Annotated in this window: 13 protein-coding genes; 7 read left to right on the top strand and 6 right to left on the bottom strand. The window is 62.0% G+C overall.

Annotation, left to right across the window (positions count from 1 at the left end):
- The first annotated feature begins 127 nt into the window (after nt 1–127).
- Both AC0L2X_RS04500 and AC0L2X_RS04495 read left to right on the top strand, forming a co-directional pair.
- Nucleotides 128–373 (top strand): zinc-finger domain-containing protein, encoded by a 246-nt coding sequence (locus tag AC0L2X_RS04500; protein WP_023677627.1) that lies wholly within the window; start codon nt 128–130, stop codon nt 371–373.
- 19 nt (nt 374–392) lie between these two features.
- On the top strand, nt 393–1,631 hold the full coding sequence (locus AC0L2X_RS04495; protein ID WP_473554752.1) for an FAD-dependent monooxygenase: 1,239 nt from the start codon (nt 393–395) through the stop codon (nt 1,629–1,631).
- Between the two features lie 67 nt (nt 1,632–1,698).
- On the opposite strand, the gene AC0L2X_RS04490 is transcribed toward AC0L2X_RS04495, so the two are convergent.
- Complete coding sequence (locus AC0L2X_RS04490; RefSeq protein ID WP_473554828.1) at nt 1,699–2,370, bottom strand: TIGR02117 family protein; 672 nt, start codon at nt 2,368–2,370, stop codon at nt 1,699–1,701.
- A 104-nt stretch (nt 2,371–2,474) separates the two neighbouring features.
- Between AC0L2X_RS04490 and AC0L2X_RS04485 the strand changes: the two genes are divergently transcribed.
- From AC0L2X_RS04485 to AC0L2X_RS04475, 3 genes are read left to right on the top strand one after another with little or no spacing between them, the layout of a single operon-like run.
- Entirely contained in the window at nt 2,475–2,738 is a 264-nt protein-coding gene (locus tag AC0L2X_RS04485; RefSeq protein WP_473599284.1) for a metal-sensing transcriptional repressor, read from the top strand.
- Complete coding sequence (locus tag AC0L2X_RS04480) at nt 2,735–3,757, top strand: cation diffusion facilitator family transporter (RefSeq protein ID WP_473554750.1); 1,023 nt, start codon at nt 2,735–2,737, stop codon at nt 3,755–3,757. The genes AC0L2X_RS04485 and AC0L2X_RS04480 overlap by 4 nt, the downstream gene beginning before the upstream one ends.
- Before the next feature lie 30 nt (nt 3,758–3,787).
- Nucleotides 3,788–4,501 carry a HoxN/HupN/NixA family nickel/cobalt transporter gene (locus AC0L2X_RS04475; protein ID WP_473554748.1) on the top strand — a complete coding sequence of 238 codons (714 nt, stop codon included), beginning with the start codon at nt 3,788–3,790 and terminating at the stop codon, nt 4,499–4,501.
- Between the two features lie 74 nt (nt 4,502–4,575).
- Here AC0L2X_RS04475 and AC0L2X_RS04470 read toward each other — a convergent pair whose 3' ends face one another.
- A complete protein-coding gene (locus AC0L2X_RS04470) occupies nt 4,576–6,492 on the bottom strand; it encodes a multicopper oxidase domain-containing protein (protein ID WP_473554746.1) in 1,917 nt (638 codons plus the stop codon).
- 545 nt (nt 6,493–7,037) lie between these two features.
- On the opposite strand from AC0L2X_RS04470, the gene AC0L2X_RS04465 reads away from it, so the two are divergent.
- Together AC0L2X_RS04465 and AC0L2X_RS04460 are read left to right on the top strand one after the other, a co-directional pair.
- Nucleotides 7,038–8,474, top strand: coding sequence for a multicopper oxidase family protein (locus AC0L2X_RS04465; protein ID WP_473599283.1), 1,437 nt, complete (start codon nt 7,038–7,040; stop codon nt 8,472–8,474).
- A 13-nt stretch (nt 8,475–8,487) separates the two neighbouring features.
- A complete protein-coding gene (locus AC0L2X_RS04460; protein WP_473554742.1) occupies nt 8,488–8,928 on the top strand; it encodes a YqaA family protein in 441 nt (146 codons plus the stop codon).
- A gap of 117 nt (nt 8,929–9,045) precedes the next feature.
- Here the strand turns inward: AC0L2X_RS04460 and AC0L2X_RS04455 are convergent, their stop codons facing one another.
- From AC0L2X_RS04455 to AC0L2X_RS04440, 4 genes are all read right to left on the bottom strand, one after another.
- Nucleotides 9,046–9,795, bottom strand: coding sequence for an amino acid ABC transporter ATP-binding protein (locus AC0L2X_RS04455; protein WP_473554827.1), 750 nt, complete (start codon nt 9,793–9,795; stop codon nt 9,046–9,048).
- Nucleotides 9,796–9,864: 69 nt separating this feature from the next.
- Nucleotides 9,865–11,022, bottom strand: coding sequence for an amino acid ABC transporter permease (locus tag AC0L2X_RS04450; RefSeq protein WP_473554740.1), 1,158 nt, complete (start codon nt 11,020–11,022; stop codon nt 9,865–9,867).
- 4 nt (nt 11,023–11,026) lie between these two features.
- On the bottom strand, nt 11,027–12,214 hold the full coding sequence (locus tag AC0L2X_RS04445) for an amino acid ABC transporter permease (RefSeq protein ID WP_473554737.1): 1,188 nt from the start codon (nt 12,212–12,214) through the stop codon (nt 11,027–11,029).
- Nucleotides 12,215–12,277: 63 nt separating this feature from the next.
- Nucleotides 12,278–13,306: an amino acid ABC transporter substrate-binding protein gene (locus AC0L2X_RS04440; protein ID WP_352492611.1), complete on the bottom strand. Its 1,029-nt coding sequence runs from the start codon at nt 13,304–13,306 to the stop codon at nt 12,278–12,280.
- Nucleotides 13,307–13,693 lie beyond the last annotated feature (387 nt).

Genomic DNA, 13,693 nt, shown 5'->3' with positions numbered 1-13,693 from the left:
TTCGACGACCACAGCCTTAACCGGCTTAACTTATCCTCTGACAGGCTTTTGCGACAGTTTCATTTCATCGATCTTGCAAAGAGACGGGTTATGATCCAGATGCAATCGACAAGATCAGGAGACGACGATGGCAGGCGGTTCCATTCCCCATTTCCAGAACGATGCGGGCTATCCGGCAATCGACATCGGCGTCAAGGAATTCATGTGCACCGGCGCCAATCCGCCTTTCGACCACCCGCATGTATTTCTCGACATGGGCGACGACAATGAAAAAGTCTGCCCCTACTGCTCGACGCTCTATCGCTATTCGCCGAAGCTGAAGGCATTGGAAACGCAGCCGCCGGGCTGCCTCTATCTCGACCAGGCCGCCTGATTCTTCCGCGACAAGCCTGATGCAGGAAACGCAGTCCCGGCAGGTGGTCATCGCCGGGGCGGGCGTCGCCGGGCTGACCGCAGCACTTGCCTTCGCCGAGCGCGGCTATCGGATAAAACTGTTCGAACAGGCGCAGCACCTCGAGGCTGCCGGCGCCGGTATCCAGCTTTCACCCAACGCGACGTGCATTCTTCGACAATTAGGCGTACTCGATCGGCTGCTGCCGACGGTGGTGCGCCCGGAGGCGGTCGTGCTCAAGGATGCCGCCACGCTGCGCGAGCTGGCGCGCGTACCGCTTGGCCAGGCGGCAGAAACGCGCTGGGGAGCGCCCTATCTCGTTGCCCACCGCGCCGATCTGCAGTCAGCGCTGATGCAGCGGATAGCCGAGCGGCCCGAGGTCGAGCTTGTCACCGGCGCCCGCGTCGGCAGCGTCGCCACCGGACCGAATGGCATCACCGCAATAGTCGAGGTTGCCGGCACGGCCATCGAAACGGAAGCATCGTTGCTGATCGGCGCGGATGGCGTCTGGTCGTCGGTGCGAGAAACGCTTGCCCGCAAGGCGGTCGAATTCGGTAGGAGCCGGTTTTCCGGCGAGCTTGCCTGGCGCGCCACGGTGGCCGCCGACAGCCCCGCCGGACAAACCTTTGCAGCGATCGGTGCGGCCGATTGCGTTAGCGCATTCCTCTATTCCGGATTCCATATGGTCGCCTATCCGGTCAGCCGTGGCACTGCCTTCAATTTCGCCGCCTTCACCAGGGGCAAGCGCATCGCCGAGGGCTGGTCGGGGCATGCCGACCCCGCCAGCCTCTCAAGCGCCATGCGCGGTACCGCGCCGGCGCTGGTCCGTCTGGCGAGCGAAGCGGCACCGTGGACGGCATGGCCGATCCACACTGTCGAGCAGCGGCGGTGGACGACGCCGCAAGGCATCGCGCTGATCGGCGATGCGGCGCACGCGATGACGCCGTTTGCCGCGCAGGGCGCGGCGATGGCGATCGAGGACGCGGCGACGCTTGCCGGCTTCGTTGCCGCTTCGCCGTCCGATCTTGAGGGGGCGCTTGCCGCCTGGGAACAGGCGCGGCGGCCGCGCGTCGCCCAGGTTGCCCGCCGCGGCGCCGTCAATCGCCTCGCCTGGCATGCGGCCGGGCCGGTGGCGATGGCCCGCAACCTGTTCCTGGCGATGCGCTCACCCGAAAAGCTCGCCGCCGATCTTGATTGGCTTTATGGCTGGCGGGCGCGCGAGTCTGGGGATCGGCGATGAAGCTCGATAGGCCGGCAGGACAGAGAGGGGCGCGAAGGATCGCGGCGTTGATCAGCCGGAACCCTCTTCAATTGTAAAGCCGCATCGACAGGCCGAGCGATGCCGGCAGCGGGTTCCACCAGCCGGTGCGCAGGCCGGCCGTGCGCAGCGCCGCCGCCGTCCAGGTGTTGCAGCCGATCAGCGCGTTGAAATCACCATTGGCTTCGAAGAAACGATCGAAACGGGAATAGGCCGCATTCTCGATCGGAATGGCTCCGTTCGGCCCCTGCTGGAAGCTTGCCGCAATGTAATCGAGCAGCGCCGTAAACCGCTCCTCGCCGATGTCGAAACCCGCGACTTCGGGATGCGGCTCGGCGATGTCGCCGGAAACGTCGACATGCATCACCGATGCATCGACCGTCAGCGCCTTCATCACCGGCACCGCCTTCAGCTCCGACCAGGTCGGCGTCTCCAGATAGAAAGCGCGGCCGCCCCAGCCGAAGGCGATGTAGCGGACCTCCGCCATGTCGACCGGAATGCCGGCATCGACCAGAAAGTGGAAGCGCCGGCGCACATCGTCGTCGACCGGGATGGCGATGTCGGTGTGGATCGGATTTTGCAGCACCAGGATACGGTGGCTTGCGCCGATCGGATCGGCAACGGCCGCCGGCCAGAGCGGGCGCGGCAGCAGCGTGCCCAGCGCTACCGCTAGCGCTATTGCAACGGCTAGCAGGCCAAGAAAACGGGCAAGCTTCTTCATGCGGAAGGCATAGAACAAGCAATGCTCAAGGTGAAGCCTCTCCGGAAGTTGCACAGCTGACTTAGAGCTTGACGCGTATCCTCCCCGGGAGGATATGCTGGGGCATGTCAAATCACCTCCACGCCTCGCATCCTTCCATCACAAAGCGCCTGAAGCGCGCGCAAGGCCACCTCGCGGCGGTGCTGGCCATGATCGAGGCGCATCGCCCTTGCGTTGATCTGGCGCAGCAGCTTCATGCCGTCGAAAAAGCGATCAGCAGCGCCAAGCGCGAGCTGATCAACGACCACATCGAGCATTGCCTGACGGACAGCGTGGAAACCGGCGGCAACTCGCTGGCGGAACTCAAGCAGCTGGCGAAGTATCTATGAATGCCATTGTAGCCCCCATTCTGGAATGGTTCGGGTTCGGCTCGCACGCCGCACATCATCATGGCGATCACGGTTCGCACGGCCACACCCATGGCGTCATCGATGCGACAATTGCCACCACCGACCGGGGTATCTGGGCAATCAAATGGTCGTTCGTGATCCTGGCCATCACCGCGGCGCTGCAGATGGTCGTCGTTGTGCTGTCGGGAAGTGTGGCGCTGCTGGCCGACACAATCCATAACATCGGCGATGCGACCACGGCGATCCCGCTATGGATTGCGTTCGTGCTGGCGCGGCGCAAGCCGTCGCGGACCTTCACCTATGGCTTGGGGCGGGTCGAGGATCTGGCCGGCATCACTATCGTGCTCATCATCCTGTTCAGCGCTGTTGTCGCCGCCTACCAGGCCATCGACAGGCTGATCAATCCGCAAGTGGTGACACACCTCGGCTGGCTGACGGCGGCGGGCATTGTCGGCTTCCTCGGCAACGAGGCGGTTGCCGTGTTCCGTATCCGCGTCGGCCGCGAAATCAACAGCGCGGCACTGATTGCCGACGGCTACCACGCCCGCACCGACGGACTTACCAGCCTTGCCGTGGTCATCGGAGCCATCGGCGTCTGGCTCGGCTTTTCCTTGGCCGACCCGATCGTCGGCCTGCTGATCACGATTGCGATCTTCGGTGTCGTCTGGCAATCGGCACGTTCGGTGCTGACCCGCATGCTGGATGGAATCGAACCCGGTGTGATGGACGAAATCCGACATGCCGCCGAGCATGTTCCGGGCGCACGCATTGTCGATGCCAAGGCGCGTTGGATCGGACACAGATTGCACGCCGACATCGCAATTGCCGCAGACGAAACCCTGTCGCTGTCGGATGCGAACAAGATCGCGGCAGCGCTGAAGGACGAACTGTCCCAGCATATGCCGGCCCTGGCTGAGGCGAATGTGCGGTTTTCAACGGAACGTGGAGAGAACGACCATCCTCACGAGCACACGCACGACCATGGCCACATGCACTGACGCTCGCCGATTTTCTGCTAGTCTCGTCCGATGTTCCAGACGCTCGTCGAATTTCAGCGCGCGATCTATCTGACGCTCGGCGAACAGATCAAGCTGCTTGCGGCCGGAGGCAATTGGCTGGCGTTCGTGGCTTTCCTGCCGATGGGCGTCGTGTTCGGGGCTGCTCATGCGCTGACGCCGGGTCATAGCAAGGCCGTTCTGGCGACTTATCTTGCCGGTTCGGATGCGAAGGTCTCGCGCGGCCTGCTCGTATCTATCACGCTGTCGTTCACGCATGTGACGATTGCCGTTCTGATTGCGGCTCTCTCGCTGCCACTGGTCTCCATAGCATTGGGCAGCGTCGGCCGCGCTCCGCTTCTGGAGCATATCAGTCGTGGGCTGCTCGGCCTCATTGGCGTCTGGATGCTCTGGCGCGCTTTGAGCCACAGCCATCACCACAGGCACGAGGGCGAGGCTGTCGGCGTCATGGCAGGTCTGATCCCCTGCCCGCTGACGCTGTTCGCGATGACTTTCGCGATCTCCAGGGGTGTTCCGGCAGCGGGCGTCCTGTTTGCCGTCACCATGATGGTCGGCGTGGCGCTGACGCTGTCCTGCGTCGCGGTGTTGTCGATCCTGTTTCGGGAACGGCTTGTACAGTTTTTCGCGCGCCAGCCACGGCTGTTCGAAACCATCTCCCGGACCATTGAGGGCGCCGCCGGTCTCGCCCTTGCCGGCGTCGCCGTCTGGCAGATCACATCAACCTGAGAGAAAATATGGTTTCAGCCACTGCATGGCTCCCGGGCGGGTGCAGCAGTTGGAACGAGCCCAGTCGACGCCGGTCATGTCACATCGATCACGACCATCAGCCCGCCGCCGCCCTTCTCCTCGACATTGTTGTTCGTGGTGTGATGCGGGATGTGGCAATGGATCAGCCATTTGCCCGGACGCTGCGCCTTCCAGATCACGTCGTAGCGCTGACCCGGCCCGACGTTGATCGTATCAGCAAGGAAACGACCCGACGCAGGAATCGTCTCGCCGTCGCGGGCAACGACCTCGAACGGTCCGCCATGGATATGCATCGGATGGATGAAGCCGTTGTTGGTGCCGATGAACCGCACCTTGAGCGTCTCGCCGACCTTCATCGGGATCGTCTCGGTCGAGGGATAGGCCTTGCCGTTGATGGTGAAGAAATTCGGCATGCCGCCGTCCATCGGCATCGACGGGTAGGTCAGCCCTTCCCGCACCAGCCATTCCTGAAGCTCGATGACGTAATCATGGTCGGCCGCGACCTCGTCGGCGGGATTGGCGGGATCGATGATCAGCGCACCGTAGAGGCCGAGCGCCTGGGTCCGGTCCGGCTTGGCATGGGGGTGGTAGAAATAGGTTCCGTGCTGGGTTGCGGTGAATTCGTATGAATAGGATTGGCCGGGCTCGATCGGCGCCTGCGTGATTTCGGCCGGTCCATCCATCTGGTTCGGCAAGATCAAGCCATGCCAATGCACTGTCGTTTCCTCAGGCAGGCCGTTGGTGACGTTGATCCTGACCCGATCGCCCTGGCGAATGTGAATTCGCGGGCCGGGAATCTGGCCATTATAGGCATAGGCGTCGACCGCAACGTCCGGCAGGATCTGCCAGCGGACCACTGAAGGCCTGAGCTCGAACACCTTGATGCCGTTCTCCATCCGGAACGGCAGTTCCTGGTCGCCCCTTGCCGTCAGGCCATAAGAGGCGGCCACGAGGCGTGGATCGGTAGCGGCCATGTCGCGCATCGTATCGGCCGGCGTGTCGCGATCCATGATCATGCCTTGCGGCATGATCACCCCGCCGACGTCGCGTGCCGACAGCGTCAGGTTCAGCCAGTTCGCAGGTGCGACCATGCCGATGGCGAGCGCCAGCAGGGAGACGGCACCCAGGGCAGCGACCTGCGGCGTCGTGGCATCCGTCTCCATGTGATGGCCGCCGCCTTTGCCTTTGTGGGAAGCCATATTGTGGCGCTGTCCGCGATGGCCACTGGCATCGGCCTGCTGCATTTGCATCTGCGCATGCTGCCTCGTTGCAGGCTGCTCCCGACCATCGATGCCGGCTGCCTGCGCGCGCTGCGTCATCAGCCCATGCTTCAAGCCGCGGGCGACCAGCCAGACATTGGCCGGATAGGCAAGCGCAAAACCGGCGATGACGCCAATCGACATCACGCCCCAGAACAAAAGCTCCGTCGGTTCCATCGCGCGCATGTCGCGGCCCATCATCAGGAAGCTCATGACCGGCGCCATGCCGGCCATCATGAAGTTCATCGAGATGAATTCGGGCAGGAAGCTCTTGCGCACGTTCTCCCAATAGGTGCCGCCCATCATCGATTTCATGAACAGCGACTGGAAGATGAACAGGCCGAAGGCAAAGCCGGCGAGATATTCGACGATCAGGTCGATCCACATCGGCAGGCCGAGCGCCGCCGTGACGGCGGCGGCAAGAATGATGCCGGTGGCATCGCCGGCGACGCAGTGGATGGTGGAGCCGACGCCCTGCTTCCAGAGCGGCCGAGTGAACACCTCATGCTCGCCCGGCCGTGGCTCCTTGTCGGCGAGCACGTAAAGCAGCAAGCCGAGCGGACCCATATAGAGGGTGACCAGGATGAAGCCCCATTTCATCACCACCGGCTCGGGATTGTTGCGATATTGGTCGAAGCCGACATAAAGCGTCGAAGCCAGCGCCAGCGCGAACCAGACGACGAGGAAATAATCGATCGGTTGGATAAGCATCAGGATGAGCCCTTGACCTGCCGCCGCACGTGCCCACGCGGCTTGTTATACAACTCCTAATGGCAACAAACGCGGCTGGCGCGCTTATGATCCGTGCTGGCCTTTCGCCGCACGGGCGGCCTATTTTTTCGTTGTAACCGACTGACCTGATGACGCCTGCCCGCAGCCCATTCCGGAACTTTCAGTCTTATCTTTGCAGCTTTCCTCCAGTGGGGTTGTTATGAGGCTTCCCATCACGGGAAGGTCAAGGGCTTTTGAGCCAGCTCAAATCATCGCTGCCGTGCCGAAGCAGCATTCGAAATTTGCCCCTTGACCTTCCCGTTATGGGAACCTTTATCGAGTGGCAGCCACCCAGTTGGAGCTGCAAACCCATGAATGCCGTCGCCCCCTTGAAAAGGCGCCAATCTGGCTACGGAGCGTGCCACCTGAGTTATACCGCGTGCCGACGCGCGTGACCTTAATCTCGGAGACAACACATGAATCGACGCAGTTTTCTGGCGGCAGGCGCTGCCACGGTTCTCGCTAGTCCGCGCGCCATCGCCCAGATGAAGATGGACGAGATGCCCGGCATGGATATGGGGCACGCGGGCCACGACATGGGCGCGGCGCCAAAAAGCGCAGCCATGCTGCCTGAGGGCCAGGCGTTGCGCGAGTTGCAGCTGCTAGGCAATGAAGCCGATACACCCCGCCTGTTCAGAGCGAACCTCACGGCTGAACCCGCCATGGTTCGCTTTGCAGAAGGACTCGACACGCCAATCCTTGGGTACAACGGCATGAGCCCGGGGCCATTGATCGAGGTGACTGAAGGCGACCGTGTCGAAATTGCGTTCACGAACCGAATTCCTGAAGAGACCAGCACCATCCATTGGCATGGCATGCCGGTTCCGGCTGACCAGGATGGCAATCCGATGGATCCCGTTGCGACGGGCACGGAGCGCACCTACAGCTTCGAACTGCCCGAAGGAAGCGCGGGGTCGTACTGGTATCATCCGCATCCGCACGGCAAGACGGCCGAGCAGGTCTATCGCGGACTTGCCGGCGCGTTCGTGGTCAAGCCGAAGGCGGACCCGATCCCGGCCGAGTATGGCGACACTGTGCTGGTGTTCACAGACCTTCGCCTTGCCGCCGACGGCACCATGCCGGACAACACCATGGTCGATTTGATGAACGGGCGCGTCGGCGATCACGTGCTGGTCAACGGACAGAAAAATCCCGCGCTATCGGTCCCGTTTGGAACAAAGCGGCGATTTCGGTTCTACAACGCGACCAACGCGCGCTTTTTGCGGCTCTCCTTCGACGGCGCACCCATGACGATCATCGGCACCGATGGCGGTCTGCTGGAGGCGCCGGTGGCAGCCAAGGATGTCCTGCTCAGCCCGGCGGAACGCCTTGAACTGATCGCCTCGTTTGAGAAGCCCGGCCCCGTCACCCTGAACACGCTCGACTACGATCGCGGCTGGATGGGCGCAGGCCGCCCCGCCGATGCAGGTCTGACATTGCTTACGGTCAATTTTTCGGACACGCCTGCAGAGGCGTTTCCTCCGCTGCCGGAAAGGCTTCGACCAATTGCGCAACTTGGCACTCCTGCTGTCAGCCGGCGTTTCGTGTTCACCGAAACGATGACGATGAGCGCGACGGATATGCAGATGGGCTTCCTGATCAACGGCGCGGCGTTCGACATGGGCCGCATCGACGTGGTGTCGAAAACAGGACAGGTCGAGCTCTGGGAAATCGTCAACAATGCCGACATGGACCATCCGTTCCATGTGCACGGGACGCAGTTCCAGGTGGTCGAGCACGAACGTGGTGGGCAGGTCTCGAAACCGGCCTATCTCGCCTGGAAGGACACGGTCAACGTGGCACGCGGCGAAACGGTGCGGCTTTTGCTGCGCCAGGATCGCCCCGGGCGGAGGATGTATCATTGCCACATCCTGGAGCACGAGCAGCTCGGCATGATGGGCGTCGTCGACGTGCAGGCCTAGTCGGTCGTTCGACGTGGCTGCACTGGCAATCTATGGCGTCCTGTTCACCAGCGCATTCCTCGCCGCAACGATCTTGCCGTTCTCGTCGGAAGTTGTGCTCGCCAGCTTGATCGCCAGCGGCCGTGGCGATCCGGTGCTGCTTTGTGCGATCGCCACGATCGGCAACACGCTCGGCTCGGTGGTGAACTGGATGCTGGGGCGTGGCATCGACACGCTCCAGTCCAGGCGATGGTTTCCCGTCACTCGTGAACGATACGAGCGGGCGAGCCGGACCTTTCGCCGCTTTGGCGCGTGCTTGCTCCTGTTCGCCTGGCTGCCGGTCGTCGGGGACGCCTTCACCGTCGTGGCAGGCGCGGCCCGCATCCATCTCGGCGTATTCGTGATGCTTGTCGCATTAGGCAAGGCTGCACGATATGCGGTGATCGTCGCAGGAGGATTGTGGGTGCTAAGATAGTTCCCGATGCTCGCCATCGAGCAGATCCCCCGAGCATCACCACTCGTCGAATACGCGCGGAGCCAAGCAAGACAGAGAGCCCGGTCCGCCGGTCTTGTCCCGAACCGGCGTACAGGATCAGTGCAGGATCTGCGACAGGAACAGCTTCGTGCGCTCATGGCGCGGGTGGTCGAAGAACTCGGCCGGCGTGTTCTGCTCGACGATCTGACCCTGATCCATGAAGATCACCCGGTTAGCGACTTTGCGCGCAAAGCCCATTTCGTGGGTGACGCAGAGCATGGTCATGCCTTCCTCGGCCAGCCCGACCATCGTCTCCAGCACTTCCTTGATCATTTCCGGATCGAGAGCCGAGGTCGGCTCGTCGAAAAGCATGATGCGCGGGTTCATGCACAGCGAGCGGGCGATCGCCACGCGCTGTTGCTGGCCGCCGGAAAGCTGGCCGGGATATTTGTTGGCCTGTTCCGGGATCTTGACGCGCTTGAGGAAATGCATGGCGATTTCCTCGGCCTGCTTCCGCGGCATCTTACGCACCCAGATCGGCGCCAGCGTGCAATTTTCCAGAATGGTCAGATGCGGGAACAGGTTGAAGTGCTGGAACACCATGCCGACCTCGCGGCGCACCTCGTCGATCTTCTTCAGATCGTTGGTCAGTTCCTTGCCGTCGACTATGATCTTGCCCTTCTGGTGTTCCTCCAGCCGGTTGATGCAGCGGATCATCGTCGATTTGCCGGAGCCCGACGGGCCGCAGATGACGATCCGCTCGCCGCGCATCACCCTTAGATTGATGTCCTTCAGCACATGGAATTCGCCGTACCATTTGTGCATGGCAATGATGTCGATGGCGACATCGGTGGTCGAAATGTGCATCTTGGCGGCATTGACCTTGATCTCTTCCGCGCTGACGGCGTTTTCTATAGCCATGACAAGGTCCCCTTTTTAGCGTTTGTGGCCGGTGTCGAGACGGCGTTCCGTGTACATTGAATAGCGCGACATGCCGAAACAGAACAGCCAGAAGATGAAGGCCGCGAACACTAGGCCGGATCTGGCCGTCTGCGGCGTCGCCCAATTGGCGTCGGAGAAGTTCTGCTTGACGATGCCGAGGAGGTCGAACATCGAGATGACGATGACCAGGCTGGTGTCCTTGAACATGCCGATGAAGGTGTTGACGATGCCGGGAATGACCAGCTTCAGCGCCTGCGGCATGACGACCAGACCCATCTTCTGCCAGTAGCTGAGGCCGAGCGAATCGGCGCCCTCATACTGGCCTTTGGGGATCGCCTGCAGGCCGCCGCGCACCACTTCGGCCATGTAGGCGGCGGCAAACAGCGACACGCCGATCAGCGCGCGCAGGAACTTGTCGAAGCTGACGCCGGCCGGCAGGAACAGCGGCAGCATCACGCTGGCAAAGAACAGCACCGTGATCAGCGGAATGCCGCGTACCGTCTCGATAAAGACCACGCACAGCAGCTTGACGATCGGCATGTTCGAGCGCCGGCCGAGCGCCAGCACGATGCCGATCGGCAACGACACGGCAATGCCGACGAAAGACAGGCTGAGCGTCACCAGCAGCCCGCCCCACCTGGAGGTCTCGACATGCGGCAGGCCGAATATGTCGCCGACCAGCAGAACGAAGGCGACGACCGGCAGCACCAGGAAAAGAAGAATGGCGTTCAGCCCTTTGCGCGGCACCTTCGGGACGAGCAGCGGCACCAGCAGTGCCACGAACAGGATGGCTACCAGGATCGGCCGCCAACGCTCCTCGATGGGATAGGTGCCGAACATGAACTGGCCGAACTTGGCGTTGACGAATGCCCAGCAGGCCCCGGTCCAGCCGTCCGGCTGGATGCCGCCCTGCGCCACGGTGGCGCAGACCGAGCGGTCCGGTCCGATCCACTGGGCGTTGATGAAGGCCCAATTGATGATTTGCGGCAGGATCATAGCGACCAGCGCGATGCCGACGATGGTGAGGATGGTGTCGCCCGTGGTGGCAATCAGGTTCTTGCGGATCCAGGCGGTGAGGCCACGCTCGCTCGACGGCGCCGGCTGCGCCAGCACCATCTCCGTCCGCACCCAGGACATGTCGTGTTCCTGCATGGCCCTACCTCTCCACCAGCGCCATCCTGGCATTGACGACATTCATGATCGCCGACGTGATCAGGCTGAGCGCGAGATAGACAGCCATCATGATCACCACGCCTTCGACCGCCTGCCCGGTCTGGTTCAAGACAGTGCCAGCGGTCGCCGTCAGGTCCGGATAGCCGATGGCGATGGCGAGCGAAGAGTTCTTGGTCAGGTTGAGATACTGGCTGGTCAGCGGCGGAATAACGATGCGCATCGCCTGCGGCACGACGACAAGCCTGAGGATCGATCCCGAGCGCAGCCCGAGTGCCGCGGCCGCCTCGGTCTGGCCCGTGCTGACGCCCCTGATGCCGGCGCGCACAATCTCGGCGATGAAGGCGGCCGTATAGCAGGACAACGCCAGATAAAGTGACAGGAACTCCGGCCTGACCTGAAAGCCGCCGACCAGGTTGAAGGTCGATTGTTTCGGGAATTCGAAGCTCAACGGAAAGCCGCTCAACGCGTAGGCCAGCAGCGGCAAGCCGACGATCAACGCTATGGATGTCCAGAGCACCGGGAATGGCTGACCCGTCGCCATCTGCCGCTGTCGCGCCTTGCGGGCAACGAACCAGGCCATAGCGATGCCGAGGAGCAGAGCGACCAGGATCAGCCAGGAGCCGTCGCCCCAAATAGCGCGCGGAAAATAGAAGCCGCGCTGGTTGAGAAAGGAGCCGAATGGCAAATTGATGCTCTCGCGCGGCGGCGGCAGCACCGCAAGCACGCCGGAATACCAGAAGAAGATGACCAGCAGCGGCGGGATGTTGCGAAACACCTCGACATAGACGGTGCAGATTTTCCTGATCAACCAGTTGCGCGAAAGCCGGCCGATGCCGACGATGAAACCTATGATGGTGGCGGTGATGATGCCGACGACGGCAACGATCACGGTGTTGATAAAGCCAACCAGGATGGCTCGGAAATAGGTCGAATCCGACGAATAGGCGATGGCGCTTTCGCTGATATCGAAACCGGCGCGGCCCTTGAGGAAGCCGAAGCCGGAAGCGATGTGCAAGCGCGTCAGATTGACGATGACATTGTGGGTAACCCACCAGACCCCGCCTACCAGCAGGACAAGGACCAGTGCCTGAAAGAATATACCGCGGACGCGAGGATCATTGATGAGGGAACCGCGGCTTGGCTCCTCGCGAAGAACTTCCTGCGATGCCATTCGACAGTCCCCTGGAAAGAGAGACCGGAAGGCAGACGATCTGCCTTCCGGATCCATTGTCGATCAGCGGATCGGCGGAGCGTATTGCAGGCCACCCTTGGTCCACAGCGCGTTGATGCCGCGGGCGATCTTCAGCGGGCTGCCCGAGCCGACATTGCGCTCGAACATCTCGCCGTAATTGCCGACGGCCTTGACGATGTTGACAACCCAGTCGTTAGAGACGCCGAGATCGGTGCCGATCTTGGTATCGGCTTCCTGGCCGAGCACGCGCTTGATCTCGGGACTGTCCGAGTTCTTCATCTCGTCGACATTGGCCTTGGTGATGCCGAGTTCCTCGGCGTCGAGCAACGCGAAATACGTCCACTTGACGATGTGGTACCACTGGTCGTCGCCTTGGCGCACGGCCGGCCCAAGCGGTTCCTTGGAGATGATCTCGGGCAGCACGACATGGTCGGCCGGCGCACCCAGCGTCAGGCGGATGCCATAGAGGCCCGACTGGTCGGTGGTGTAGACGTCGCAGCGGCCGGCGTCATAGGCGGCGTTGACCTCTTCCAGCTTTTCGAAGACGACGGGGTTGTACTCCATCTTGTTCGACTTGAAATAGTCGGCAAGGTTGAGCTCGGTCGTGGTGCCGCTCTGCACGCAGACCGCCGCGCCCGAAAGCTGCAGCGCCGAGTTCACGCCCGGAAGCTTCTTGGCGTTGATCATGAAGCCCTGGCCGTCATAATAAGTCGTGCCGATGAAGTTCAGGCCGAGTGCGGTGTCGCGATTGATGGTCCAGGTGGTGTTGCGCGACAGGATGTCGATCTCGCCCGACTGCAGAGCGGTAAACCGCTCCTTGGCGCTGAGCGGCGTAAACTTCACCTTGGTGCCATCGCCGAACACGGCGGCCGCCACAGCGCGACAGAAGTCCGCGTCGAGGCCTTGCCACTCACCCTTGTCGTCCGGCGCCGAGAAGCCGGCCAGACCGGTCGAGACGCCGCATTGGATGAAGCCCTTCGCCTTGACATCGTCGAGCGTGGCCGCCGAAGCCGCCGAAGCCGCGAATCCAAACGCGGCGGCGCCCAAAACGCCGATTGCAATGTGTTTCATGACCCACAGACCCTTTTCTGTTTTTTCCAGGCGAACCTGACTTTTCCCGTGTGAACGCAGCTATGTATCCCGGCCCATTACCGGAATCCCGCATCGTAACCGACGCGCTGCCTCCCATTCACGAACAACATCGAAGGCGATTATTCCTGTGAGGTCAAGGGAAATGACCGAATCCGAAAGACTTTGAAAACCAACCGCCTGAAATGCCTGAAATTGCAGACAAACGCGCTCGCAAATTGGTCAGCGCGCCAATAAAGCCGGCAAAGTCCGACCGTGACTTGCCAAGCACAGCTGGCAGCCGTCCAGAAGAACTACGGCGCATTGCTGAATTGGCATATTCAAGAGCTTGGCCTGGCGAGTGCGCTGCGGTTGCGCGGCCCATGCCGC

Source organism: Mesorhizobium sp. WSM4828 (assembly GCF_055811175.1).
Note: the sequence above shows the minus strand (reverse complement) of the source record. Positions and strands in the feature narration are given on the sequence as shown.